Annotated in this window: 24 protein-coding genes; 8 read left to right on the top strand and 16 right to left on the bottom strand. The window is 55.2% G+C overall.

The features are described from left to right. Positions 1-111: 111 nt before the first annotated feature. The 11 genes from lpxD to rpsB form a co-directional block, all read right to left on the bottom strand. On the bottom strand, positions 112-1,146 hold the full coding sequence (gene lpxD / locus ACT3TR_RS04860) for a UDP-3-O-(3-hydroxymyristoyl)glucosamine N-acyltransferase (RefSeq protein ID WP_096282169.1): 1,035 nt from the start codon (positions 1,144-1,146) through the stop codon (positions 112-114). A gap of 53 nt (positions 1,147-1,199) precedes the next feature. Further along, positions 1,200-1,700, bottom strand: a complete 501-nt coding sequence (locus tag ACT3TR_RS04865; RefSeq protein ID WP_096282170.1) for an OmpH family outer membrane protein — start codon at positions 1,698-1,700, stop codon at positions 1,200-1,202. Between the two features lie 83 nt (positions 1,701-1,783). Next, the gene (bamA, locus tag ACT3TR_RS04870) at positions 1,784-4,135 is read right to left on the bottom strand and encodes an outer membrane protein assembly factor BamA (protein WP_407647780.1); all 2,352 of its coding nucleotides are present in this window, start codon (positions 4,133-4,135) and stop codon (positions 1,784-1,786) included. A 100-nt stretch (positions 4,136-4,235) separates the two neighbouring features. Next, positions 4,236-5,594 (bottom strand): RIP metalloprotease RseP, encoded by a 1,359-nt coding sequence (gene rseP, locus ACT3TR_RS04875; RefSeq protein ID WP_096282172.1) that lies wholly within the window; start codon positions 5,592-5,594, stop codon positions 4,236-4,238. 47 nt (positions 5,595-5,641) lie between these two features. Beyond that, positions 5,642-6,850 carry a 1-deoxy-D-xylulose-5-phosphate reductoisomerase gene (gene ispC / locus ACT3TR_RS04880; protein ID WP_096282173.1) on the bottom strand — a complete coding sequence of 403 codons (1,209 nt, stop codon included), beginning with the start codon at positions 6,848-6,850 and terminating at the stop codon, positions 5,642-5,644. After that, on the bottom strand, positions 6,847-7,689 hold the full coding sequence (locus tag ACT3TR_RS04885) for a phosphatidate cytidylyltransferase (protein WP_096282174.1): 843 nt from the start codon (positions 7,687-7,689) through the stop codon (positions 6,847-6,849). The genes ispC and ACT3TR_RS04885 overlap by 4 nt, the downstream gene beginning before the upstream one ends. Continuing rightward, entirely contained in the window at positions 7,682-8,470 is a 789-nt protein-coding gene (gene uppS, locus ACT3TR_RS04890) for a polyprenyl diphosphate synthase (RefSeq protein WP_096282175.1), read from the bottom strand. Before uppS ends, ACT3TR_RS04885 begins: the two co-directional genes overlap by 8 nt. Before the next feature lie 92 nt (positions 8,471-8,562). Beyond that, entirely contained in the window at positions 8,563-9,120 is a 558-nt protein-coding gene (gene frr, locus ACT3TR_RS04895; RefSeq protein WP_096282176.1) for a ribosome recycling factor, read from the bottom strand. A 4-nt stretch (positions 9,121-9,124) separates the two neighbouring features. Continuing rightward, positions 9,125-9,904, bottom strand: a complete 780-nt coding sequence (gene pyrH / locus ACT3TR_RS04900; protein WP_096282177.1) for a UMP kinase — start codon at positions 9,902-9,904, stop codon at positions 9,125-9,127. 149 nt (positions 9,905-10,053) lie between these two features. After that, entirely contained in the window at positions 10,054-10,923 is an 870-nt protein-coding gene (gene tsf, locus ACT3TR_RS04905) for a translation elongation factor Ts (RefSeq protein ID WP_096282178.1), read from the bottom strand. Positions 10,924-11,165: 242 nt separating this feature from the next. Next, complete coding sequence (rpsB, locus tag ACT3TR_RS04910) at positions 11,166-11,915, bottom strand: 30S ribosomal protein S2 (RefSeq protein WP_096282179.1); 750 nt, start codon at positions 11,913-11,915, stop codon at positions 11,166-11,168. A gap of 348 nt (positions 11,916-12,263) precedes the next feature. On the opposite strand from rpsB, the gene map reads away from it, so the two are divergent. The 7 genes from map (at position 12,264) to ACT3TR_RS04945 (ending at position 20,038) form a co-directional block, all read left to right on the top strand. Further along, a complete protein-coding gene (gene map, locus ACT3TR_RS04915) occupies positions 12,264-13,055 on the top strand; it encodes a type I methionyl aminopeptidase (RefSeq protein ID WP_096282180.1) in 792 nt (263 codons plus the stop codon). Further along, entirely contained in the window at positions 13,055-15,730 is a 2,676-nt protein-coding gene (locus ACT3TR_RS04920) for a [protein-PII] uridylyltransferase (protein WP_096282181.1), read from the top strand. The genes map and ACT3TR_RS04920 overlap by 1 nt, the downstream gene beginning before the upstream one ends. Before the next feature lie 91 nt (positions 15,731-15,821). Then, positions 15,822-17,018 (top strand): succinyldiaminopimelate transaminase, encoded by a 1,197-nt coding sequence (gene dapC / locus ACT3TR_RS04925; RefSeq protein ID WP_096282182.1) that lies wholly within the window; start codon positions 15,822-15,824, stop codon positions 17,016-17,018. 45 nt (positions 17,019-17,063) lie between these two features. Next, positions 17,064-17,408: a Spx/MgsR family RNA polymerase-binding regulatory protein gene (locus tag ACT3TR_RS04930; RefSeq protein WP_096282183.1), complete on the top strand. Its 345-nt coding sequence runs from the start codon at positions 17,064-17,066 to the stop codon at positions 17,406-17,408. A 59-nt stretch (positions 17,409-17,467) separates the two neighbouring features. Continuing rightward, positions 17,468-18,493 (top strand): 2,3,4,5-tetrahydropyridine-2,6-dicarboxylate N-succinyltransferase, encoded by a 1,026-nt coding sequence (dapD, locus tag ACT3TR_RS04935; RefSeq protein WP_096282184.1) that lies wholly within the window; start codon positions 17,468-17,470, stop codon positions 18,491-18,493. Further along, positions 18,480-19,652 (top strand): succinyl-diaminopimelate desuccinylase, encoded by a 1,173-nt coding sequence (gene dapE / locus ACT3TR_RS04940; protein WP_096282185.1) that lies wholly within the window; start codon positions 18,480-18,482, stop codon positions 19,650-19,652. The genes dapD and dapE overlap by 14 nt, the downstream gene beginning before the upstream one ends. Next, positions 19,649-20,038 carry a hypothetical protein gene (locus tag ACT3TR_RS04945; RefSeq protein WP_096282186.1) on the top strand — a complete coding sequence of 130 codons (390 nt, stop codon included), beginning with the start codon at positions 19,649-19,651 and terminating at the stop codon, positions 20,036-20,038. Before dapE ends, ACT3TR_RS04945 begins: the two co-directional genes overlap by 4 nt. An 86-nt stretch (positions 20,039-20,124) precedes the next feature. Here ACT3TR_RS04945 and ACT3TR_RS04950 read toward each other — a convergent pair whose 3' ends face one another. Further along, complete coding sequence (locus ACT3TR_RS04950) at positions 20,125-20,664, bottom strand: cold-shock protein (protein ID WP_096282187.1); 540 nt, start codon at positions 20,662-20,664, stop codon at positions 20,125-20,127. Between the two features lie 112 nt (positions 20,665-20,776). Between ACT3TR_RS04950 and ACT3TR_RS04955 the strand changes: the two genes are divergently transcribed. Beyond that, the gene (locus ACT3TR_RS04955; RefSeq protein WP_096282188.1) at positions 20,777-21,025 is read left to right on the top strand and encodes a SlyX family protein; all 249 of its coding nucleotides are present in this window, start codon (positions 20,777-20,779) and stop codon (positions 21,023-21,025) included. Positions 21,026-21,049: 24 nt separating this feature from the next. Here ACT3TR_RS04955 and ald read toward each other — a convergent pair whose 3' ends face one another. The 4 genes from ald to mutM all read right to left on the bottom strand — a co-directional run bounded on the left by ald (position 21,050) and on the right by mutM (position 25,037). Then, complete coding sequence (ald, locus tag ACT3TR_RS04960; RefSeq protein WP_096282189.1) at positions 21,050-22,171, bottom strand: alanine dehydrogenase; 1,122 nt, start codon at positions 22,169-22,171, stop codon at positions 21,050-21,052. Between the two features lie 190 nt (positions 22,172-22,361). Further along, on the bottom strand, positions 22,362-22,796 hold the full coding sequence (locus ACT3TR_RS04965) for an acyl-CoA thioesterase (RefSeq protein ID WP_096282190.1): 435 nt from the start codon (positions 22,794-22,796) through the stop codon (positions 22,362-22,364). 17 nt (positions 22,797-22,813) lie between these two features. Next, positions 22,814-24,004: a class I SAM-dependent rRNA methyltransferase gene (locus ACT3TR_RS04970; RefSeq protein WP_096282191.1), complete on the bottom strand. Its 1,191-nt coding sequence runs from the start codon at positions 24,002-24,004 to the stop codon at positions 22,814-22,816. A 172-nt stretch (positions 24,005-24,176) separates the two neighbouring features. Beyond that, positions 24,177-25,037: a bifunctional DNA-formamidopyrimidine glycosylase/DNA-(apurinic or apyrimidinic site) lyase gene (mutM, locus tag ACT3TR_RS04975; protein ID WP_096282192.1), complete on the bottom strand. Its 861-nt coding sequence runs from the start codon at positions 25,035-25,037 to the stop codon at positions 24,177-24,179. Between the last annotated feature and the right edge of the window lie 4 nt (positions 25,038-25,041).

Here is a 25,041-nt window from a genome sequence, read left to right on the forward strand (position 1 = left end):
CTGAAGGGGAATCAGGTAAATACCAGCACGCCTGCTGGTGAAAAGGCTGTGGATTATACCCCGCCGCGATCTAGCCTCAAGCTAACGGCGGATAAAATCATTCAGCACTTGTTAATCTCGCTGCTTTTTTTCCAATCGCGCTAAACGCTTGGCGATATCATCGAGCTGCTTAAAGCGCACCGCGTTTTTCCGCCACTGGTTATTGGCCATGGCACCAGTGCCCGAAGAGTAGACACCAGGCTCATGAATAGAGTTCGTGACCAGGCTCATTCCCGTCACCTGAACGCCATCACAAATGGTCAGGTGGCCGGATAGCCCGACGCCGCCGCCCAACATGCAGTGCTTGCCGACTTTCGTTGAGCCCGCAATGCCGACACAGCCTGCCACTGCACTGTGGTCGCCAATAATAACGTTATGGGCAATTTGCACCTGGCTATCGATTTTAACGTCATTGCCAATTACCGTATCACCCAGCGCGCCACGATCAATACTCGAGCAACTGCCGACTTCCACATCATCACCCAGCACAACGCCACCTAACTGAACAATTTTATGCCAGCCGGCACCATCGTGAGCAAAGCCAAACCCATCGCCGCCGATGACACAGCCACTTTGCAGGATCACGTTCTTGCCAATAACGACGCCATGGCAGACGGTAACGTTGGCGTGCAGGCGCGTACCTTCGCCGAGCTGACTATCGGCCCCGACCATACTACCGGCACCAATAACGACGCGGCTGCCAAGCACCACTCCTGCTTCCACGACTGCGTGCGCCTGGATAGAAACATCGGCACCTAGCTGAACGTCATCAGCTACCACCGCCGTCGGGTGAATACCGATCACATCGCGCGCCGGCAACGGATCAAACAGCTGAGAGAGCTTGGCATAGCCTAAATACGGGTTATCAATTTCCAGACGCGGCACAGGGCAATCTTTGCCATGCTCGGGGTGTAATAACACCGCCGCTGCCTGAGTCGTCGCCAAATCTTTCAAATAGGCACGGTTCGCCAAAAAAGCCACTTGATCCGGCTGCGCTTCTTTTAGCGTCGCAAGACCGCGTATCGGCTGCTCAGCATTGCCCTTAAAGGCAACGCCTAAGTGGCGAGCAATGTCTGCAAGAGTAAGGTGATGAGAAGCGTGCGTCATGGGAACCCAGAGAAGCTTTGGTGTGGCCAGGCCACACCAAACATCATTTAAATTTAGTTCAAGCCATCAAAAATCTGAGTGACTTCGTCGGTCAGATTAGGCAGGTCAACACCGGAGTGTAGTACACCCTGTGGCTCAACCAGCACGTCTATGCCGTGACGCTCTAGCACTTGCTCTACGGCTTGCTCTAGCTTGGATTCAGCGCTTTCTAAAAACTGCTGTTCAGAACGCTGCTGTGCCTGCATCACTTCTTGACGAAGTTGCTCAAAACGGCTGCCCTTTTGCTGCAATTCGCCTATCAGCGACTCACGCTGGGACTGCCCCATTGTTTCACCTTCGTTTTGCAAGCGCTGCTGGAGCTGCTGAAGCTCGTTGCCAAGAGACTGCGCTTCCCGCTGCTGGCTGCCGATCTGACCTTCCAGACTGCTCAGTGACGCTTGAGCAGACTGGGTATTCATCAACGCTGCTCGCCAATCAAGTACGGCCACTTCCGCCGCATGAGCAGGTAAAATCATCGCGCCCAACAAGCATACAACCGCTGTCAGTTTACGCATTGTGTTAACTCCTTAGGTCACGCTAGTGCGCGCCACCATGGCACGCGACCTAGCAAAATTAGAACGGCTGCCTCTTAGAGCTCTTAGAACGTTTGTCCCAATGAGAACTGGAAGAACTGTGTATCGTCGCCGCTCTCATCGTTCAATGGGCGAGCAACACTAAACGTTAGCGGGCCCACTGGTGTCAGCCAAGAAAGGCCAATACCTGTGCTGTAGCGCAGGTCACCTAAATCAACGCCCGAGTTACACTGCTGACGGCCGGCATCTTCATCCAGCACATCGTAGCAAGAGCTCAGGAAGGTATTACCACCATCTAAGAACAGCGATGTTTGAAGTGCGCGCTGATCTTCAATAAAGGGCAGCGGGAAAATGATCTCGGCGCTGCCTTCGATTGAAACGTTACCACCCAACGTACGATTACGGCCGCCTTCAGAAGATGGCGTCGTGCGCTGACCTAACGTATTAGAGGTAAAACCACGTACCGAGCCTAGGCCACCGGCGTAGAAGTTCTCATAGAAGGGGAACGGATCGTTGCCGCCTAACGTGTCGGCATAGCCAACATTACCGGTAAATTTGAGCGCGAAGGACTCATCATCGTTGATCGGGAAAAGCTGCTGGGCACGCGCACGCAGCTTATAATATTCCGCATCGCTGCCCGGCACACCGGTTTCTATTGAAAGACGCTGGTAGTTACCATCCGTCGGCATGATACCGCGGTTAAGGTTATTACGTGTCCAGCTGGCCGTTAGCTTAAGGCTTTGCGCGTCCTCACCCTGGTCTTCCACATAGCGGCGAATTTCAGAGGCCGTATCAAAGTAGGTTTTGACCGTTAGGTCTTCAAGACTGGCGCCAAAGTTTAGCCGCGATAGCTCGCTGACAGGGTAGCCGAAGTTAATACCCGCACCATAGGCATCCGTCGAGAACGTAGAAATATCGGAATCGGCATAGTCGGTTTCGCGGTAGAAAACATTGTAACCGCGAGAAATCCCATCGAGCGTCCAGTAGGGGTCGGTGAAACCAAAGTTGACACTGGTAAAGGTATCGCTGCGCTGAGCCCCTATGTTGACCCGATTACCCGTACCAAGGAAGTTGTTCTGCGATAGACCTACGCCATAGATAACGCCGGCACTTTGAGAAAAGCCAACGCTTGCCGACACCGAACCGGAAGGCTGCTCTTCAACGTTATAGGTAACATCCAGCAGATCCGGCTCACCAGGAACAGGCTGCGTATCCACTTCTACTTGGCTAAAGAAACCCAGTCGCTCTAGACGCTGACGCGATTGAGTGATGGCATCCGTCGAAGCAGGCGCGCCTTCTAGTTGAATCATCTCGCGACGCAGCACTTCATCTTGAGTGGTGGTATTACCGAAGAACTCAATGCGGCGCACATAGGCACGCTCACCTGAATTAACGGCGATGACCAAATCGACCGTCTCACCATCGTCCGATATTTCAGGCACGCCCTGAATATCAGCAAAGGCAAAGCCCTCCGCACCTAGCCGCTGACGCAGGGCTTCAGTGGAGGCATTGACATCACCACGCGAGAAAATCTCACCTTCATTAACGGTGAGCAGCTGACGGGCTTCGTTTTCGCTGATCTGTAGATCACCCGCAAAACGAATATTACCAACGCGATACTGTTGACCTTCATCAACGTTTAACGTGATGAAAATCTCCGATTTCTCGGGACCAATCGATACCTGAGTCGAGGTAACGTCAAAGTTGACGTAGCCGCGGTCTAAGTAGTAAGAACGCAGTCGCTCAATATCGCCCGACAATGCTTCGCGGGAGTACTCGTCGCTAGAGAACCAGCCAAAGAACCGCCCCGGCCGATCGTTTAACTCAAATACTTGGCGCAGCGTTTCATCATCAAAGGCCTCATTACCAATAATATTGATCTGGCTAATTTTAGCAATTTCGCCTTCATTGATGTTGATATTGACCTGAACGCGGCCTTCATCAATTTCTTCAACTTCGGTATCAATGCTGGCGCTGTAGCGACCCTGAGACTGATAAACACCTTCCAGCTCGCGCTGAATTTCCTCTAGCGTAGAAAGCTCCAGCACCTGCCCCTCAGAAAGGCCCGATTGGCGTAAGCCATTACGCAGATCGTCTTCAGATATCTGGTCGTTGCCGTTGATCTGTAGCCGTGCAATGGTCGGGCGTTCAACGACCTGAATAACGAGCACATCTCCCTCGCGTGCTAAGGAGACATCATCAAAAAGTCCCGTTGCAAACAAATCACGAGCAGCGTTAGCCAACTGGGCCTCGCTGACGCGCTCATTGGCACTGACTGGGAACGCATTGAAGACCGAGGCGGCAGATACCCGCTGTAGTCCTTCCACTCGAATGTCTGAAACATCAAAGGATTGTGCTTGGGCGCCGCTGGCGCCTGCCAGCAAAAGTGCCGCCATTCCAAGGGTCTTGATTTTCATGCAGTCAATTCGCTCGCGTTGGTCTGCCCATCATTCCAGACAGGCACCATATACATTTGTGCAGGCAGATGACAAGGCATCCTGCGCGCTACACGCGTCATTACCACAGGCGCATCAGATCAAAATAGAGGGCCATCAACATCAGGGTGCCAACCATGGCAAGCCCAATGCGCAATCCTACGGCTTGTGTTCTTTCAGATACTGGCCGTCCACGCACGACCTCCATGAAATAATAAAGCAAATGGCCACCATCAAGCACGGGGATTGGTAGTAAATTAAGCACCCCAAGGCTGATAGAAAGATACGCTAGAAAGCCGACAAACGCTTCTACCCCCGCACGCGCTGAATCTCCAGACACCTGCGCGATGGTAATCGGCCCGGATAAATTGGAGGGAGAAATAAGCCCAACCAACATCTTCCGTATGGCATCTACGGTTAATAGCGTCATCTCTCCGGTGCGCGAAAGCGCCTGTCCAACCGCTTCAATAGGGCCATAGCGGATTTCACGCTGGAACTCCGCAGGCCACTCAACCTGCTGCGCGCCGGCACCGATATAACCAATTTCTACCCCTGTATCTAAGCTGTTACGCCCTGGGGTTAAATCTATATTCGACCGTTCGCCGTCTCGTTCGTAAGTGAGCTGCAGCGTTTCACCAGGGCTGCCCCGCACGATATTGACGAAGTGCATCCAATCATCCACCTGCTCGCCATTAATCGCCACCATGGTATCGCCAGCCATAAGGCCCGACTGCTCGGCGGCCTCACCACTCACGACTTGGCCTAAAATAGCCGGAAACTCTGGCTGCCACGGCGTGATACCCAGCGTTTCCAACGGCTGCGGTGGATCCTGACGCACCAAATAATCTGCCACCGGCAGCATATAGCGCTGGGAATCACTCGCCCCTTCTGGGCGTGCATCAATACTCAGCTCGCCGCTAAAGCCAATGATAGACACTAGCTTTAGATTAACATCTTCCCAAGAGCGCATTTCATCGCCTTGAACAGCGACAATTTCATAGCCACGCGCAAGCCCTGCCTGCTCGGCGGGGGAGTTCGGAATAACGTCCCCCACCATGGGCGCAACGACCGTGGTACCGGCCACAAATAGCCCCCAGTACACAACGATTGCTAGCAAAAAATTAGCGATCGGCCCCGCTGCCACAATAGCAATGCGCTGCCAAACTGTCTTGCGGTTAAACGCCTGGTCTAGCTGATCTTCTGGAACCGGCGCTTCGCGCTCATCAAGCATTTTGACATAGCCGCCGAGCGGAATCGCCGCGATAGCGTACTCGGTGCCTTGACGATCAACCCGGGACCACAAAGGTTTACCAAAACCTACCGAAAAGCGCAGCACTTTGACGCCGCAACGGCGTGCCACCCAAAAATGGCCAAACTCGTGAAAAGTCACTAGCAGGCCCAGCACCACAATGACCGCTAAAATATTTTGTATCAGGCCCACACTAAACTCCTTTACGCCCCGCTCTTAACGACCAGCTCAGCGGATGCTTAAGCGGACCACTTGGTTACCAGCTCAATCGCCTGATGTCGCGCCCACTGGTCGGCTGCCAATACGCTTTCCACACTATCAACGCGACCTTCAGAGGGACGCGAAAGAATTTCTTCTACCAGCTGTCCAATCGCAGAAAAGCCCAGCCGATGCTGCAAAAATGCTTCAACCGCTATTTCATTCGCTGCATTTAATACGGCCGGCGCCAATCCGCCTTGCTGCATCGCTGCGCGAGCAAGGCCTAAACAGGGAAAACGCGCTTCGTCAGGGGCTTCAAAATCGAGCCGTGCCACCTGAAAAAGATCAAGAGTTTCCACTCCAGCGTTAATACGCTCAGGCCAAGCAAGCCCGTAGGCAATAGGCGTGCGCATATCTGGATTACCCAGCTGGGCAATCACTGACCCGTCATGATACGCCACCATGGAGTGAATCACGCTTTGCGGGTGAACCACCACCTGGATTTGCTCAGGGGTTGCATCAAATAACCAGCAGGCTTCAATCAGCTCTAATCCTTTATTCATCAACGTTGCGCTGTCGACTGAAATCTTGCGCCCCATTGACCAATTAGGATGGGCACAGGCCTGCTCTGGCGTTGCGCTATCGATGTCGGCCTGACGCCAAGTGCGAAACGGCCCTCCAGAGGCCGTCAACATAAGCTGGGTAATACCGTGTTGTGCCAACCCACCGCGATGCTTCACGGGTAGACACTGGTAGATGGCATTATGTTCGGAATCAATTGGCAATAACGTTGCGCCCGAGCGGGAAACAGCCTCCATAAACAGCGCGCCACTCATGACCAGTGCCTCTTTATTGGCCAGCAGCACTCGCTTGCCTGCTTCCGCCGCCGCCAGTGCTGGCAGCAAGCCTGCGGCACCCACAATAGCGGCCATAACACAGTCGACACTGGCATCTCGAGCAACGTCACATAGCGCTTTCGGGCCGGCATTGACATCGACCTGCTGCCCAGCTTGCTTAAGTTCACGACGCAGCCATGCGGCATCAGCATCGCTATCTAGCACGGCGACCGCCGGTCGATGCACCAAACACTGGGCTAGCAACGCTTCCTTTGAGGTGTGTGCAGTTAGCGCGTGAATTACATAGCGCTCGGGATGGCGGGCAATCACGTCAAGCGTGCTAGCCCCCACAGAGCCCGTCGATCCTAGCACCGTAACTCGCTGCAACGATGATGGCTTAGCTGACTGAATCATAGCGGCAGTCCTTGGACCAGCATTGGAGCAAACCTTGCGACCAAGACTTCGAGATACAGCAGCGCAAACAGCGGAATGGCGGCTGTCAGGCTGTCAATACGGTCTAAAACTCCGCCGTGACCAGGCAGCAGCTGACTGGAATCCTTAATATTGCGATATCGCTTCAACATGCTTTCTAACAAATCACCAAGCACGGAAATCAGAGTGACCAGAGCGGTGATTATGATCAACGCTAATCCTCCCGCGACGCCCAGCGGCTGCCAAATGGCAAACGCTAGTGCCAGTAGTGAGGTTGCTACCAGCCCTCCAATAACGCCTTCCCAGGATTTTCCGGGGCTAACGCGGGGTGCAAGCTTGCGTTTACCCCATCGACGACCTGCAAAATAAGCACCGATATCGGCGGTCCAGACAAGCAGCATCACGAACAACAGCCAAATCGCGCCGCTATCACGCAGCACGTTAAAGCCCACCCAACACGGTAGTAGCACCCATAAACCCATTGCTAAGCGGCGCCCTGTGGCTTGCCACTGCGCCCCCGCTGCCGGGTAGCGGACGACCCAGTAAAGGTTTACTAACCAGCCCACTGCGGCGAGCCATAGCGGCCAAACGGCAAATACCGCACCGCTCAGCCACATAATTGCCATCAGCAAGGCTAAAGCGGCTACCAGCTGTAAGCGGACACGCTGGCGAGTAACGCCGGCTAAATTGGTCCACTCCCAAGCGCCAAGCACAACTATCAAGGCTGTAAACAGCGCAAACGCACCGCCTTGTAATCCGAACAGGCCGATTAGCGTAAGAGGCGCTAACCAAGCCGCGGTGATAATCCGCTGTTTAAGCACCTTGCGCCTCAATTTGTTCGTCTGTCATACCAAAGCGACGACGACGCTGACAGAAGTCGTTTAACGCCAAATCAAAAGCGTCTGCGCCGAAATCAGGCCATAACAGAGGTGAAAAATACAGCTCAGCATAGGCAAGCTGCCAGAGCATGAAATTAGATAGCCGCTGCTCACCGCTCGTCCGTATGCACAGGTCGACCGGCGGCACTCGCTCGCTGCCCATCGCTGCATCGAAGCAATCTTCATCAATGGCGGAAGGTGCTAAGTCACCGGCGGCAACCTGCTCAGCTAAAGCTCGCGCCGTGCGGGCGATTTCCCACTGCCCGCCATAGTTGGCGGCAATCACTAAATGCATACCCGTGTTATGCGCCGTTAGCGCCTCAGCACGCTGAATATGCTTTTGAATAGCGTGTGAAAAACCACGCTCCTCACCAATAATCGACAGCCGTACATTGCGCTCATTGAGCTTTTTGACTTCACGCTTAAGCGCCATTAAAAACAGCTCCATCAGCGCATTAACCTCTGCTGCTGGACGTTTCCAATTTTCGCTGGAGAAAGCGAACAGGCTAAGCGTTTTCACCTCACGCTCAGCGGCACGCTGAATCACCGCACGAACCGCTTCAACGCCTGCACGGTGTCCACGCACGCCAGAAAGCCCACGCGCACGCGCCCAGCGGTTATTACCATCCATAATGATGGCAACATGAGACGGCATAGCCTCCCCATCCAGGGAAAGAACGCTGGCATCGTCCGGTTGTTTTTTGGGAAACTGCGGTGACGTCATGGATTCTCGCGCCAAAGTTCAGTCATAAAACACCCGCCAGAGCGTCGAAAAACGGGCAGCTAACGCTGCCCGTCATTAAATAAAACACAGACTTATACCTGCATAAGATCCTGTTCTTTTGCGGCCAACGCTTTATCGACTTCAGCGATATATTTGTCGGTCAATTTCTGAACCTCATCTTCACCTTGACGCTGATCGTCTTCGGTAATGTCTTTTTCTTTTAACAGCGACTTAAAGTCACCGTTGGCATCACGACGCACGTTGCGCACGGCAACGCGAGCATTCTCTGCTTCGCTGCGCGCCTGTTTAATGTAAACCTTGCGAGTTTCTTCAGTCAGCATCGGCATCGGAACACGAATGACGTTACCCGCGCTGGCCGGGTTAAGGCCAAGGTCAGACGTCATGATGGCTTTCTCGATCTTCTGAACCATGCCCTGTTCCCACGGCGCAATGCTCAGCGTACGAGCATCTTCAACGTTCACAGAGGCTACTTGGGTAAGCGGCACCTGGCTACCGTAATAATCAACGGTGACCGCGTCCAGAATACTCGGATGAGCGCGCCCGGTACGAATTTTATTGAAGTTACTATTCAGTGCCTCAACGCTTTTCTTCATGCGCGATTCGGCATCTTTCTTAATATCGTTGATCACGTCATTACCCTCTATATATCAGCGTGCCTTCCTTGCCCCCCACCACCATATTCAGCAGGGCACCAGGCTTATTCATATCAAACACCCGCACCGGCATATTATGGTCACGTACCAGGCAGATAGCGGTCAAATCCATCACGCCCAGCTTTTGATCTAGGGCGTCGTCGTAAGAAAGCTGGTCATACTTCACAGCATCCGGGTGTTTTACCGGATCTTTATTGTAGACGCCATCAACTTTGGTCGCCTTGATCACCACATCAGCATCCACTTCAATGCCGCGCAAACAGGCAGCTGAATCAGTGGTAAAGAAGGGGTTACCCGTTCCCGCCGAGAAAAGCACAACATCACCGGAGGTTAAGTAACGAATGGCAGTGCGCCGATCGTAGTGCTCAACCACACCGCTCATCGGGATAGCCGACATAACGCGCGAACGGATGTTGGAACGTTCGAGTGCGTCACGCATGGCCAGCGCATTCATGACCGTGGCCAGCATCCCCATATGGTCACCAGTCACACGATCCATACCGGCCTCGCTGAGCGCGGCGCCGCGAAACAAGTTACCGCCGCCAATCACGATACCCACTTGCACGCCAATACCCACCAGTTGACCGATTTCCAGCGCCAGGCGGTCAAGTACCTTGGGGTCAATACCAAAATCGTGCTCGCCCATCAGCGCTTCGCCCGAAAGCTTGAGCAAAATACGTTTGTATTTTGACTTCGAACTCTCAGCGTTGCCTTTGCTGGGTGCGACGTAAGGGGTCGGCTCTTGAACATCACGTGACATGGCATCTCTCCTGAGGCAGGCCTGAACACAAGCAGGCGGGGTAGCCCTGATTTGTACAACCATCCGTTGCACAAGAACCAATTACAAGGGCCGGATACGCAAAGGCGTGCGCTCGCGCGCACGCCATGTTCTTCTTGAAACCTCTGACCTTAGCGACGGCCAGCCTGTTCCATAACTTCTTTAGCAAAATCGACTTCTTCTTTTTCGATACCTTCGCCTACTTCAAAGCGCGTGAAGCTCACGACTTCGCCACCCGCTGCTTTAACGAACTCAGCGACGGTCTGGTTAGGGTCTTTAACAAACGGCTGCTCGGTTAGGCTGTTTTCGGCCAGGTACTTTTTCAAGCGACCCTGCACCATTTTCTCAGCGATCTGCTCCGGCTTACCGGCCATATCCGGCTGTGCCAAGATAATAGCTTTTTCTTGATCAAGCTGTTCTTGGGGCATGTCAGCAGGAAGCGCAACCGCAGGATTGATAGCGGCCACGTGCATCGCAACATCTTTCGCGACGGCCGCGGTACCGCCAGTCAATACAGTCAAAACGCCAATGCGGCCACCGTGGACGTATTCGCCAACCAAACCACCTTCTACAGCGTTAACAACGACGGCACGACGCACGCCGATATTCTCGCCAATTTTCTGAACCAACTGCTCACGTGCAGTTTCCAGATCGCCCGCCATTACAGCAGCGACATCTTCGTTTTTAGCGGCGAAGAAACCACTAACGATTTTGTCAGCAAACGAAATGAAGTTGTCATCACGCGCAACAAAGTCGGTCTCGGAGTTGATTTCGACCATTACGCCGTAGCTACCGTCTTCCGCTACGCGCGTAACTACCACACCTTCTGCGGCGATACGGTCGGCTTTCTTCGCGGCTTTAAGGCCTGAATTTTTGCGCAGGTTTTCGATTGCAACGTCGATATCGCCATCGGTTTCGGTGAGTGCTTTTTTACACTCCATCATGCCGAGACCGGTACGTTCGCGAAGTTCCTTGACCTGAGAGGCGCTAATAGCTGCCATGAGAATTCACCTCTGAAATAGTGCTATTGAAGTAGCACTTGAAAATAGTGCTATGAGAGTTAGACGCAACACAGGCGAGTATAGCCAAAATAGATGACCATCATGTATCACTCTGCATTACGAAGCCGGCTTCGACGAGCGGGCAAATTCGACTTGCTCAGATTATTCATCTGTAGCGCGACAAAGGGGGCATAGCCCCCTTCATCACGATGCGGCTAAATCAACCGCATCCACAGCGGCTATTACTCAGCAGCCGTGTTGTCTTCAGCTGCAGCGGCCTCTTCGGTCACTTCAACAAACTCTTGAGCATTGCTTTCTTTGGCACGACCACACGCATCCGCAATCGCTTTAACGTAGATCTGGATAGCGCGGATAGAGTCATCGTTGCCTGGGATCACGTAATCAACGCCATCGGGGTTGGAGTTAGTATCCACCACGCCGATGACCGGGATGCCAAGCTTGTTGGCTTCGTTGATCGCAATACGCTCATGGTCAACGTCGATGACGAACAGCGCGTCCGGAAGGCCGCCCATGTTCTTGATGCCGCCGATAGAACGCTCAAGTTTTTCTTGCTCGCGAGTCGCCATCAAGACTTCTTTCTTGGTCAGCTTCTCGAACGTACCGTCTTCACGCATGGTTTCAAGATCACGCAGACGCTTAATAGACTGGCGAATGGTCTTGAAGTTGGTCAGCATGCCGCCCAACCAGCGATGGTTGACGAACGGCTGGCCACTGCGATTGGCTTCTTCTTTAATTACCTTGCTAGCGCTGCGCTTGGTGCCAACAAACAAAATTTTGTTGTTGGATGCCGCCATCTTCTCAACCACATCAACCGCTTCATTCAGTGCCGGCAGAGTATGTTCAAGGTTGATGATGTGAATCTTGTTGCGCGCGCCGAAGATAAACTTGCTCATCTTCGGGTTCCAGTACTTGGTCTGGTGACCGAAGTGAGCGCCTGCTTTAAGCAGGTCACGCATATTGACGTGAGACATGGTAAAACTCCTCAAACTCGGGTTAGGCCTCCACGCACCCCATGGATCCGACCGTTGACTGCGTTAGACGCTGCCAGCGGCACCCGGGACCATGTGCCGGTGCATGTGTGTTTTTAAGGCTTGACGTTTTTAGTGATTAAGCAAGCAACGCGCCGCTTCGTGGCACACTGCATATTCATTGCCCCGCCCTTCAGTGTGCACCCAGCCAATAAAGAAGCTCGGAATCACGATTGCAGGAAAGCGCGCGGCTTTATACCATAGATCATTGCCAAGATGAAGTCGCGCCCCGTTTTACGGTTTTAAATTGCGCCATTCTATTTGCCCCATTTACATTCAAATCGAGTATTCATGAACGTTCCTATCAAGACGCCTTCTGAAATCGAACACATGCGCGAAGCCGGACGCCAAGCGGTCAGCGTCATCGAAATGATCACCCCGCATGTGCAGGCGGGCATCAGCACCGGCGAAATCGACCGCCTTTGCCACGCATACATTGTTAATGAACTGGGCTCAACACCTGCGCCGCTGAACTACCATGGCTTCCCCAAGGCGACCTGCACCTCGCTGAATCACGTGGTGTGCCACGGCATTCCCGACGATGCCAAGACGCTGAAAAAAGGCGACATCATGAATCTGGATATCACCGTTAAGACCCCAGCGGGTTATCACGGCGACTCCAGCGTTATGTTTATCATCGGTGAGAACATTCAGGGCGAGCGACTGAGCCGCATCACTCAAGAGTGCCTGTATAAAAGCATCGAATTAGTAAAACCCGGGGTACGCCTTTCTGAACTCGCCCGCGTGATTCAAAAGCACGCTGAAGAGAACGGCTATTCGGTCGTCCGCGACTTCTGCGGCCACGGGCTAGGTGCCGAGTTTCACGAAGAGCCGCAGTTTTTACACTACGATGGCTACGCGCCGGATGCCGACATTAAACTGGCGGCGGGTATGTGCTTCACGATCGAGCCGATGATCAACGTTGGTGGCTACAAAACCAAGGTACTGCGCGATGGCTGGACGGCCGTCACCAGAGATCGCAGCCTTTCTGCCCAGTGGGAACATACGCTGCTGGTCACTGAGTCTGGCGTTGAGGTGCTGACTGCACGTAGCGAAGAAGACTTCAGCTTTTTGCCCAACTGATGCTCCTACACCACTACCGGTTTGAACCGGACACCTCGCTTTACGACCTGCACGCCTTTCGCGCCGAGCTTGCAGGTTCGCGCTCACCGATTGCACCGTTTAAGGCGGCCCTGCGCGAGCTACAGACGCGCCTAGATGACCAGTTTCGTGCCGGAGCGGATATTCGCGACTTGGTGCGTGGGCGCGCCTGGTATTTAGACCAACTGCTGGCGATAGCCTGGGCACTGCAAGCATGGCCTGATGACGGTATTGCATTGGTCGCAGTGGGTGGCTACGGCCGGGGCGAGCTCCACCCTCACTCGGATATCGACCTGCTACTGCTGCTGGCACAGGACGATGACACCGCTTACCGCGAGCCGCTCACCGCGTTTATCACTTTTTTGTGGGATATCGGCCTTGAAATTGGCCATAGCGTGCGCTCACTCAACGACTGCGAGCGAGAAGCCAAAGCCGATGTGACGGTGATTACCAACCTGCTTGAATCGCGCCTAATCGCAGGCCCCGAAAGCCTGCGTGTCGCCATGCAGCAGCGCTTAAGCGCCAGCAACATTTGGCCCGCCGACCGTTTTTTCGAGGCCAAATGGCAGGAACAAATATCTCGCCACTACCGCTACAACAACTCTGAATACCATTTGGAGCCCAACCTTAAAAGCTCCCCAGGCGGTCTGCGCGACATCCAAATGATCGGCTGGGTCGCGAAGCGCCATTTTGATACTGAGCAGTACACCGACATCGTGGCCAAAGGGTTTATGAACGATGCCGAGCTGCGCATTCTAAGCCAGGGCCAGGCGTTTTTATGGCAGGTCCGCTATGCCCTGCATATGCTCACCGACCGCGCTGAAGACCGCCTGCTGTTTGATCACCAGCGCACCATTGCCGACATGTTTGGCTTTCGCGATACGCCGGAACGCCTGGCGGTTGAGCAATTCATGAAACGCTACTACCGGCATGTCACCGCGCTCGCAGGCCTTAACGACATGCTGCTACAGCATTTTGACGAAGTCATTCTGCGTGGCAAAGAGGCCCTAGAAACCGTCAAACTCAATGAGCGCTTTGAGACCAAAGGCGGCTACATTCAAGCGCGCTCGCGCACTTTATTTCGCGAGCAGCCCGCGGCCATGCTGGAACTGTTTCTCCTCATGGCCCAGCACCCAGAGATTGAAGGGGTTCGCGCGGACACGATCCGGCTGATTCGTGATCACCGCCACCAAATTGACGATCACTATCGCGACGAGCCTCGCCACCAGCGGCTATTCATGGCCATTATGCGCGCCCCTGGCAACGTGCCACGCCAGCTGCGCCGCATGAACCGCTACGGCATTCTAGGCAAGTATCTGCCTGAATTTGGCCGCGCGGTGGGCCTCATGCAGCACGATCTGTTTCATATCTATACCGTCGATGCTCACACCCTGCGGCTGCTTAAGTTTCTGCACGGTTTTCGCAAATCGGACGCCAAGAGCGACTTCCCAGTCGCGGCTGCGCTAATACCGCAGCTGCCAAAGCTGGAGCTGCTTTGGATTGCCGGCCTATTTCACGATATTGGCAAAGGCCGCGGTGGCGATCACTCAGAAATCGGCGCCCGCGATGTCGAGCAGTTTTGTCAAAAGCATCACGTATCGCTGCATGACACCAACCTCGTTAGCTGGCTTGTCGAGCACCATCTGCTGATGTCGATGACGGCACAAAAGCGCGACATTACCGATCCCGACGTGATTCGCGATTTCGCTCTGATCGTGCGCAACGAGACCCGCTTAGATTATCTGTACGTGCTCACCGTCGCCGACATCAATGCCACCAACCCTACGCTATGGAATGGCTGGCGTGCATCGCTGCTGCGCCAACTTCACGCCGAAACCAAACGCGCCCTGCGCCGCGGCCTGAACAATCCACCGGACCGCGACGACTGGGTACGCGAGACGAAAACAGAAGCGCGTTCGCTGCTACAAACCATTGGCGTCAATCGCGGCCAAATTGACCAGCTTTGGGATTCGCTCGGGGAAGACTATTTTCTACAGTACGCGCCCAGCGAAATCGTCTGGCAAACCCAGGGCATCCTCAATCACAACCCGTCGCCGCTACCGCTGGTGCTGATTAGCGCGCCCACGGCAGATATGGCCGAAGGCGGCACCAAGGTATTCATCCACACCCGCTCGGTGGATGATCTATTCGCTGCCACCGCTGCCGCCATGGAGCAGCTCGGCCTATCAATTCACGATGCGCGTATTGCTACCTCGCATAACGACTGGACGCTAAATACCTTTATCGTCCTTGATAGTCACAGCCAGCCGATCCGCGATCCTGCGTACATCGAGGAGATGCGTCAGCATTTAGTCGAAGAGCTCGATGATCCTGATGACTACCCCACGATTGTCACCCGCCATACTCCGCGCCAGCTCAAGCATTTCAAGGTACCCACCGAGGTCATCATTGAACAAGATCCGGCTAATGAGCGCACCCTATTAGAGCTAACGGCCCCCGACCGCCCCGGCCTGCTGGCCCGAGTAGGGCGTATTTTCATGGAGCAGGACATCGCTATTTCCGCGGCCAAAATTGCCACGCTAGGCGAGCGCGTAGAAGACGTATTTTTCATTACCACCAAAGCCGGTGAGCCGCTTACTGACCCCGAGCGCCAGCAGCAGCTGCGCGAGCGCTTAATAGAAGTATTAGGGGTTTAGAATGCTCTGCAAGCCCAGTAAGGTTTGAGCCAACACTGGGGCTTGCTTATAATTGTCGGTCTACGCCCGCCACGCCACCAACGGACATATCATGAACGCCGACCTTGACGCCCTGCATCCCTACCCGTTTGAAAAGCTGGCCGCGCTCAAGGCAGCGCTCACCCCACCGGCTGAGATCGCACCTATCTCGCTGACGATTGGCGAACCCCAGCACGCCCCCTACCCCGCAGCGCTGGAAGCCATGGTGGCGCATCAGCTGGAAATGGCCCGCTACCCGGCCACTAACGGCCTGCCTGCACTGCGCCAAACGATTGCTGCCTGGGCAGCCCAGCGTTTTCAATTGCGCGAGCTGGATAGCGAGCGCCACGTAGTGCCGGTTAACGGCACGCGAGAAGCTATCTTCGCCTTTGTTCAGGCGGCGCTGGACCGCACCCGCCCGGCCAAAGTTGCCGTACCCAATCCGTTTTATCAGATTTACGAAGGCGCGACGCTGTTAGCCGGTGGCGAGCCGCTTTACCTGGACTGCACCGCTGAGAATGGCTTTCGACCCGACATTAGCGCGGTGCCCGCCGCCACGTGGCGCGAGGTGCAGATCGTCTTTATTTGCTCGCCGGGCAACCCTACCGGTGCGGTCACGCCTCTTGATGAGTTCAAGCAGCTGATTGCGCTGGCTGATGAACATGATTTTATTATCGCCTCCGATGAATGCTACTCGGAGCTGTATCTTGACGAAGCCGCCCCACCGCCCGGCCTGTTGCAGGCCTGCGCAGAGCTTGGGCGCGACGATTACCGGCGCTGCGTCGTCTTTCATTCGCTTTCCAAACGCTCCAACTTGCCAGGGCTGCGCTCTGGCTTTGTGGCGGGCGATGCGGCATTACTGACGCCCTTTAAGCGCTACCGTACCTATCACGGCTGCGCAATGTCGCTACCACTGCAACATGCTTCTATCGCCGCCTGGCAGGATGAACACCACGTGCGCGCGAATCGCGACGCCTATCGCGAAAAGTTTAGCGCCGTTACCGGTGTACTCGCACCCGTAATGGACTTTCCGGCGCCAAAGGCTAGTTTTTATCTATGGCCTGCGGTACCGGGCGGTGACGACATCGCCTTTACCCAACGCCTATTCGCTGAGCAGCACGTGAGCGTTTTGCCCGGCAGCCTAATGGGCCGTACCGGCAGAAGTGGCAAAAATCCCGGAGCCGGCCGTTTGCGATTAGCGCTGGTCGCTGAGTTAGCGCCCACGCTTGAAGCGGCCCAGCGAATTCGCCAGCTGATAGAGCTCGGTTAACAGTGATTACTCACCGCGCCCTTATTTAACGTTCTTGGAGGTCGTATGCGAACGCTCTACATTATCAATAATTGCGACACTTGCCGTAAGGCACAAAAAGATTTAGAAGCGAAAGGTATTGCCTTTAAAAGCTATGATTTACGCAAAGATGGCCTTTCAGCGAGCTTGCTTGAGCACATCCTTGAGCGCGTAGCACTAGTGGAGGCAATCAATAAGCGCAGCAAAACCTGGCGCGAGCTTTCCGATGAGGAGAAAAACTACGACGCCAACTCGGCTCGCCAACTGCTGATCAAACATCCGACGCTGCTTAAGCGGCCGCTGCTCGAAGTAGACGACGCCACCATTTTAGTCGGCTATCGCGAGGGCGATTACGACCAGCTACGCGGCTAGCCGCGGCCACACACTGTTTATTTTTACGACCCTTTTCCCTAACCACAGGACGACGACTTATGCTGAGCTTTGCGCTTGGAATCGGCACTCAAAACACTCAGGGCAACTGGCTGGAAATTTATTACCCGGCGCCACTGTTCAACCCAGAAGCGAGTCTGGTGGAGGCCGCGCAACAAGCGCTAGATGCGCCCAAGGGCAATGCCGCCATCAGCTTTCTACCCGAAGACTGCACGCGGCTGGCCAAGGCGTTAGAAGCCGCCGGCCATTCTGCCCAAGCGGAGCTTGCTGAAGCGCTTTCTGCCAGCCAGCGCCCCCTGGTAGCCATGTTCCTGGACACAGACCAAGCTCCGCAAACCGTGCCTGAGGTGTATTTAAAGCTGCACCTACTGTCGCATCGCCTAGTTAAGCCTCACGGCCTCGATCTCACTGGTATGTTTGGCCTGCTGCGCAATATCGCCTGGACCAACGAAGGCGCGATTGATATTGAAGAGCTACCAACGCGCCGCCTGAAGGCGCGCATGGCCGGCCGCGCGCTGTCCGTTGACTGCGTTGACAAGTTCCCCAAAATGACCGACTACGTGGTGCCCACCGGCATTCGCATTGCTGACACCGCCCGCGTGCGTCTGGGCGCTTATTTGGGTGAAGGCACCACCGTCATGCACGAAGGCTTCGTCAACTTCAATGCCGGCACTGAAGGCCCTGGCATGGTTGAAGGCCGTATTTCAGCCGGCGTCATGATCGGCAAAGGCTCTGACCTTGGCGGCGGTTGCTCGACCATGGGCACGCTCTCCGGCGGCGGTAATATGGTTATTAAGGTCGGAGAAGGCTGCTTGATCGGCGCCAACGCAGGCATCGGCATTCCGCTGGGCGACCGTTGCACGGTAGAAGCAGGCCTGTACATCACCGCAGGGTCTAAAATTACGCTTTTGGATGAGCAAGGCCAAGAAGTGAATACCGTCGCTGCGCGCGAGTTAGCCGGCCAAGATGACCTGCTATGGCGCCGCAATTCACAAAGTGGCCGCATCGAGTGCTTGACCAATAAAAGTGCGATCGCCCTAAACGAGGCGCTGCATGCCCATAACTGAGTCTGAATCACTGTCGCCGACGCTCACGCTCGCCTTTGAGCTGCTGCGCCGTGCGTCGGTCACGCCAGACGACGAGGGCTGCCAGCCGCTGATGATCGAGCGCTTAGAAGCGCTCGGTTTTCATATTGAGCGTCTGCCGTTTGGCGATGTGCAAAATTTTTGGGCAATACGCGGCCATCACGGCCCCGTCATAGCGTTCGCGGGGCATACCGACGTGGTCCCCAGCGGCCCGCATATCAATTGGCAGCATCCGCCGTTTGAACCCTGTATCGACGACGAGGGCATGCTCTGCGGCCGCGGCGCTGCCGATATGAAAGGCAGCCTGGCCTCAATGCTGACAGCGGTTGAGCGTTTTGTTACTCGCTACCCTCAGCACGATGGGCGAATTGCCTTTCTGATTACCTCCGACGAAGAGGGCCCCGCAGTGGATGGCACCCGTGCGGTGGTTGAGCATTTACGCGAGCGCAATGAACGCCTTGATTACTGCATCGTCGGCGAGCCTTCCTCTACTGAGCGCCTGGGCGATGTGATTAAAAACGGGCGCCGCGGCTCGCTCGGCGGCGTACTGCACGTCGAAGGCATTCAAGGCCACGTGGCTTACCCGCATTTAGCGCGCAACCCTATTCATCAAGCGATGCCTGCGCTAACGGCGCTCATCAACGAGCACTGGGACGCTGGCAACGATTTCTTCCCGGCCACCAGCTTTCAAATATCTAACCTTCGAGCGGGCACAGGCGCCACCAACGTGATCCCTGGCGACGTGGAGGTGGTATTTAACTTCCGCTTTTCCACCGAGGTGACGCACGAGGAGCTCAAAACGCGCACACACGCTATTTTGGACCAGCATGCGCTTGAGTATCAGGTAGACTGGACGCTCAATGGCGAGCCATTTTTGACTGCAGAAGGCGAGCTTGTCGATGCGGCCATTAAAGGTGTTGAAGCGGTGACCGGCCTGAGGCCCACGCTTTCAACCAGCGGCGGCACGTCTGATGGCCGCTTTATTGCCACCCTGGGCGCGCAAGTGGTCGAGCTAGGACCGCTTAACGATACCATCCACAAGGTCAATGAGCGCGTTCGCGCCAGCGATCTAGACGATTTAAGCCGGATTTACGAAGCCACGCTACAGGCGCTGCTCACACCCGGCGAGGCAAACGTATGATGGAGCGTTACCCCGATATAGAAATTTACCTGAAGAGCATTTCGCTTGACGCACTCAATGCGTGGCTTAAAAGCTCGCTGATAGCACCGCCGCTTAGCCCAGCCGGTAAAGGCCAGTGGAAAACCCGCGGCCAATATCAGGGCGACTGTGTACCGGTTTTATTGGTTGATAGGGCTGCGGATGGGTTTGCTAGCCTTTGGTTTGATAGCAACCATACCCCCTGGCTAACCGACCAAGACTGCGCCCAGCAGGCAGCCGAAGCGCTGCAAACCGAGGTGCGCTGCTCGCTAGGCGGCTGGCACCCTGGCGATGATCCTGATCGCTTTTGGCAAGTATTCCCGGGCGGCAAAGAAGGTGAAATTGCGTGGCCAGATTCGGGCCGCTGATATCAGGCTCACTAAACCACCCAACGAGCTAAACGCAAACGACCCCGCCTTGGCGGGGTCGTTTGCTATCAAATAAGTGGTTAAACCTACTCGATAATACTCACATCGTCAGCTTGCAGGCCACGCTCATTTTTTATCACGTGGTAACGCACAATTTGACCTTCTGCCAACATACGCGGGCCACGACCACGAATGGCGCGAAAATGTACAAATACGTCTTCGCCATTGTCGCGGGTAATAAAACCGTAACCTTTGTTAGTGTTGAACCACTTTACATCACCTTCTTCACGGCCATCATTGGGGTCGATGATGTCTTCTTCCTCATCATCTTCCAAAGGAGCCGCCTGGGGCGGGCGCGACGCTGACTTGGAGCGTGCCATAGCGTCTGACGCCACCATTGAAGGCGCAAGCGCCGCTGATGCCAAGGTGCCGAGGAACAAAACAATAAAACACCCTATAGCAACGGCAATATACACACCGCTCATACCACTGATGGCTAACTCGGCCAACCATAGCTCAGCGAGCGCACTATCGGTTAGATGAACAATCCCCGCCAGCAGAAATGGCGTGGGGGCGGACAGTAATACACTGATTAAGAAACAGCGAAACACAACTTTTGGGTTCATAGAAAAAGAAAGCTCTCTTGTTGTATGGGTAACAGACGAAGGACAATACCCGAACTATCAGGCCCACTCCCAATAGCACCGGCATACTACTACATAAGGCTGCAATGTTATCATGACCCACGAATTAACGCCTGCTGAGCTAACTCAACTTCTTGAATCGTTAGAAAGTCGTCTCGCCTACCAAGAACACTGGCTGGACACGCTAGACCAAGCGGTCGTGCAACAGGAGCGGCGCCTGGAAAAATTAGAGCAGCTAAGTGGGCTAATGCGCGAACGTCTGCGCGAGCAACATCAGGCACTCCAAGATAGCGAGCCCCAGGGTGGCCGACGCCCTGAGGATGAGCTGCCTCCGCACTATTAAACCGACGGCCAGCGGGTGGACGGTTTAACTGCCGCTGATGACGCTGGCGGGATCAACACCATCAAGACCAAACGCTTGCGCCACCGCAGGGTACGTCACTCGCCCGGCATGGACATTAAGGCCCGGCAGAAAATGCGAGTCATCACGCAGCGCCTGCTGCCAGCCTTTATCTGCCAGCGCAATCACAAACGGCAGCGTTGCATTGGTTAGCCCTTGGGTAGAGGTCCGCGCTACCGCACCGGGCATATTGGCCACGCAGTAGTGCACAATGCCATCAACGATGTAGGTCGGCTCGGCGTGCGTCGTGGGTTTGCTGGTTTCAAAACAACCGCCCTGGTCAATCGCGACATCGACCAATACGCTGCCGGGCTTCATATTAGCCAGCATATTCCGAGTGATTAATTTGGGAGCGGCCGCACCAGGCACCAGCACTGCGCCAATGATCATATCGGACTCACGCACAGCGCTGTCTAATGCGTCGGTAGTTGAATAAACCGTTTTAATGCGCCCCTGATAACGATCGTCCAGCACTTCTAGCCGGGCCAGCGACTTATCCAGGATGGTGACGTCAGCACCTAGCCCCAGCGCCATACGGGCCGCGTTTTCGCCGACCACGCCTCCCCCAATCACGGTCACTTTGCCCGGCGCAACGCCAGGGACACCGGGCAGCAGCACGCCAGCGCCCCCCTGGGCTTTTTCTAGGCTGTGCGCACCGGCCTGAACGGCCATTCGACCGGCCACCGTGCTCATCGGCGCCAGCAGCGGCAGGCCGCCACGCGCGTCGGTAATGGTTTCATAGGCGATACAGGTCGCGCCGCTTTCCATCAGCCCACGGGTAAGCGTTTGTTCAGCGGCAAGATGTAGGTAGGTGAACAGCGTATGCTTCGCGGTGAGCCGTGCCACCTCCTCCGACTGAGGCTCTTTGACCTTAAGAATCAGCTCTGCACCGCGCCACAGCGCCTCTACATCGGTTTCTATCTGCGCTCCGGCGGCGTGATAGTCGTCATCCGCAAATCCCGCACCCTCACCGGCACCGGCCTGAACACTGACGTGATGGCCACGCTCGACTAGCTCGCGTGCGCCGGCGGGTGTTAAAGCCACTCGATATTCATGATTTTTAATTTCTTTAGGGATGGCGATATTCATTGGCGGCTTCCTTTTTAATGTAACGTCGGCGCTCAGCAGAAAAATTAGCTCTGTTAGGCAAACTACATCACCCCTAACGTTGACCACCAGCCCAGAAAATAAAAACAAAAAAAACGCCGGCTAAGGCGTTTTTTAGGAGAAAAATCTAGCGAATGCCGTTTCTACACGAAAAATTCAACTTGTCCCTGCGTCACTCCACCACCACCGCGCCGCCATAGATACGCCGATACTCATCGGGCAGCCGCTTGGGCCGCCCCGTACTAAGCGCGACACAGGCAAAGCGCGTGCGTGCGTTTAGCAACGTTTTGCCATCCCGCGGTCGCTTAAGCTGAAAACGCCGGGTCAAACTGAACCGCTCATCACAATCGACAATCCAGGTCGCCAACAGCAGTTCGTCGCCTGCAAAGGCGGGCGCGAGATAGTCCAGCTCATGGCGATGAACCACCATGGCACGATCAAGCTTACGATAACGCTCAAGCGACAGCCCGAGCGCCTCCGAGTGCGCCCAACTGATCTGCTCAACCCAGCGCAGATACTCGCTGTTGTTGGCGTGCTGATAGGCGTCAATCGCCTCATCAGCCACGCGGATATCAATCATGAAGGGATCAGGCAGCGCCCACTCCATTAGCTTTTTCCTTTCGATTAATCGCGGAACACACGCACGCCGAGTGCTTTTAGGTAAGACGTTTCTGGGATAGCCGGGTGTACCGGGTGATCAGGCCCTTGGTGGCCCTGGAAAATCACCTGGCCTTGACGGTCTTGGTGGCGTACCGCGCCACGCACGACATCCATTAGCCGATCATTCGCCAAGTGCATAGAGCACGAGGCGGACATCAGCAGGCCATCGCGACCCAGTAGGCGCATAGCTTCGCGGTTTAAGCGGGCATAGGCACGCTCGCCGTTGGGAATATCTTTGCGCTTTTTGATAAACGCAGGCGGATCAAGCACGATGACATCAAATTGCTCACCGTCTGCTTTCAAAGCCGCCAGGGCTTCAAAAGCATCGCCCTCACCCACGGCAACCTGCTCCTGAACACCGTTCAGCTCGGCGTTGCGAGCCACTTGCTCAAGCGCTGTCTTGGAAGAGTCTAAGCACAGCACATCTTTGGCACCGTGAACCGCGGCCTGAACACCCCAGCCGCCCACGTAGCTGAACACGTCCAGTACGCGCTTACCCGACACTTGGCGATTGAGCCACTCGCGGTTCACCCGGTGGTCAAAGAACCAGCCGGTTTTCTGGCCGTTAATAACCGGCACAGCAAAGCGCGCGCCGTTCTCTTCAAGCAAGACTTCGTCAGGCAAAACGCCTTTGATCACTTCAACGTGAGCCTCTAACCCTTCCTGACGACGCCCGCCGGTATCGTTACGGAAGACGATCACTTCAGGCTTGATGACTTTTTCCAGCGCATCAACGATCTCATCTGCCAATGCCTGCATGCCGGCAGTATTGAGCTGAACGACGACCACATCGCCAAAGCGATCAACCACCAAACCTGGCAGCAGATCCCCTTCGCCGTGGATCAAGCGGTAATAGGGCTGGTCATACAGGCGCTGGCGCAGAGCAAGCGCTTGGTTAAAGCGGTGCACAAACAGCGAGCGGTCCAAGCGCATTTCGGGATCGCGTGACATGACCCGCGCCGCAATAAGCGAATGAGGATTCACATACGCCACCGCCATGACTTTGCCGTTGGAAGCTTCTACCAGAGCGGTTTCGCCTGCCGCAAAGTTTTTCAGCGGCGTCTCTTTAATATCGACCTCGTTGGAGTAGATCCAAAGATGTCCCGCTTTAAGGCGGCGGTCAGCGTGTTTATTTAGGCGCAGGCGTTGGGTCACAAAAATCTCCAAAAGCGCTGTTTTAGCGCTTTGTCTTAAAACGTTGCCTTAAAACTTAGGCTTGAAAAACCTGAGGCTTAGAAAATCTTAGGCTTAATAAAACCTAGGCATGGCAACAAACTTGAATAGGGCAATCATTTGAGGTGCAAAACAACAGTATTAGGGGCGGCCATTAGTGCTGGCAGCCGGGACAGAACACGCTGGCGCGCTGGCCAAGCGTAATGCGGCGCAGTTCAGCACCACAGCGAAAGCACGGCTGGCCATGGCGCCCGTAAACCTTCAGGCGCTGGGCAAAGTAGCCCGGCTCACCCTGGCCGCTCACAAAATCGCGTAGCGTAGTGCCGCCCTGAGTAATCGCAGCGGCCAGCACCTCTTTTACCGCTACCGCCAGCTGCTGATAGCGCGCGAGGGACACGCGGCCCGCTGCGCGCCGTGGATCAATACCGGCCATAAATAACGCCTCGGCCGCGTAAATATTCCCGGCGCCAACCACTACCTGGTTATCCATCAAAAAAGGCTTAACCGCCACCCGCTTGTTGCGCGAGAGCGTGTATAGCCATTTACCGTTAAACGCATCAGACAGCGGCTCTGGTCCTAAGTGCGCAAGGCGCTTATCCAGCGCTGCATCCTCTTGCTGCCAATCCACAAAGCCAAAGCGGCGAGGATCATGGTAGCGCAACACATAGCCGCTGGCAGTCACCACATCGACATGGTCATGCTTTTTAGGCAAGTCCCCCACCCTAGCAATACGCAGGCTACCCGACATACCTAGATGCCATAGCAGCGTTGCATCCGCTTGTTGCGCGGTATCACGTTCGCCTTCTGGCGCTTGGCCAGCGTGAATGGGGATCTGCAAATATTTAGCACGTCGCGTCAACACGCCAATCCGCGCGCCCACCAACCTCTCAGCGAGATCCTCTGGCACCGGCACACGCAGCCGTGGCTGCCGCACCAACACCTCGGTAATTTCCTGGCCCTCAATATAGGGGGCTATCCCGCGTCGGGTCGTTTCAACTTCGGGGAGTTCGGGCATATTT

Origin of the sequence: Halomonas sp. AOP12-B1-6, assembly GCF_052379225.1 — a bacterium.
Classification (GTDB): Bacteria; Pseudomonadota; Gammaproteobacteria; order Pseudomonadales; family Halomonadaceae; genus Vreelandella; species Vreelandella casei.

Excerpts from the sequence above, each read along its gene's own strand:
- map (WP_096282180.1), top strand. The coding sequence starts at position 12,264 with ATGAACGTTCCTATCAAGACGCCTTCTGAAATCGAACACATGCGCGAA.
- ACT3TR_RS04945 (WP_096282186.1), top strand. The coding sequence starts at position 19,649 with ATGATGGAGCGTTACCCCGATATAGAAATTTACCTGAAGAGCATTTCG.
- tsf (WP_096282178.1), bottom strand. The coding sequence starts at position 10,923 with ATGGCAGCTATTAGCGCCTCTCAGGTCAAGGAACTTCGCGAACGTACC.
- ACT3TR_RS04920 (WP_096282181.1), top strand. The coding sequence starts at position 13,055 with ATGCTCCTACACCACTACCGGTTTGAACCGGACACCTCGCTTTACGAC.
- ACT3TR_RS04965 (WP_096282190.1), bottom strand. The coding sequence starts at position 22,796 with ATGGAGTGGGCGCTGCCTGATCCCTTCATGATTGATATCCGCGTGGCT.
- uppS (WP_096282175.1), bottom strand. The coding sequence starts at position 8,470 with ATGACGTCACCGCAGTTTCCCAAAAAACAACCGGACGATGCCAGCGTT.
- ACT3TR_RS04950 (WP_096282187.1), bottom strand. The coding sequence starts at position 20,664 with ATGAACCCAAAAGTTGTGTTTCGCTGTTTCTTAATCAGTGTATTACTG.
- dapE (WP_096282185.1), top strand. The coding sequence starts at position 18,480 with ATGCCCATAACTGAGTCTGAATCACTGTCGCCGACGCTCACGCTCGCC.
- ald (WP_096282189.1), bottom strand. The coding sequence starts at position 22,171 with ATGAATATCGCCATCCCTAAAGAAATTAAAAATCATGAATATCGAGTG.
- dapC (WP_096282182.1), top strand. The coding sequence starts at position 15,822 with ATGAACGCCGACCTTGACGCCCTGCATCCCTACCCGTTTGAAAAGCTG.
- pyrH (WP_096282177.1), bottom strand. The coding sequence starts at position 9,904 with ATGTCACGTGATGTTCAAGAGCCGACCCCTTACGTCGCACCCAGCAAA.
- mutM (WP_096282192.1), bottom strand. The coding sequence starts at position 25,037 with ATGCCCGAACTCCCCGAAGTTGAAACGACCCGACGCGGGATAGCCCCC.
- ACT3TR_RS04865 (WP_096282170.1), bottom strand. The coding sequence starts at position 1,700 with ATGCGTAAACTGACAGCGGTTGTATGCTTGTTGGGCGCGATGATTTTA.
- ACT3TR_RS04955 (WP_096282188.1), top strand. The coding sequence starts at position 20,777 with ATGACCCACGAATTAACGCCTGCTGAGCTAACTCAACTTCTTGAATCG.
- dapD (WP_096282184.1), top strand. The coding sequence starts at position 17,468 with ATGCTGAGCTTTGCGCTTGGAATCGGCACTCAAAACACTCAGGGCAAC.
- lpxD (WP_096282169.1), bottom strand. The coding sequence starts at position 1,146 with ATGACGCACGCTTCTCATCACCTTACTCTTGCAGACATTGCTCGCCAC.
- bamA (WP_407647780.1), bottom strand. The coding sequence starts at position 4,135 with ATGAAAATCAAGACCCTTGGAATGGCGGCACTTTTGCTGGCAGGCGCC.
- ispC (WP_096282173.1), bottom strand. The coding sequence starts at position 6,850 with ATGATTCAGTCAGCTAAGCCATCATCGTTGCAGCGAGTTACGGTGCTA.
- ACT3TR_RS04930 (WP_096282183.1), top strand. The coding sequence starts at position 17,064 with ATGCGAACGCTCTACATTATCAATAATTGCGACACTTGCCGTAAGGCA.
- rpsB (WP_096282179.1), bottom strand. The coding sequence starts at position 11,915 with ATGTCTCACGTCAATATGCGTGACCTGCTTAAAGCAGGCGCTCACTTC.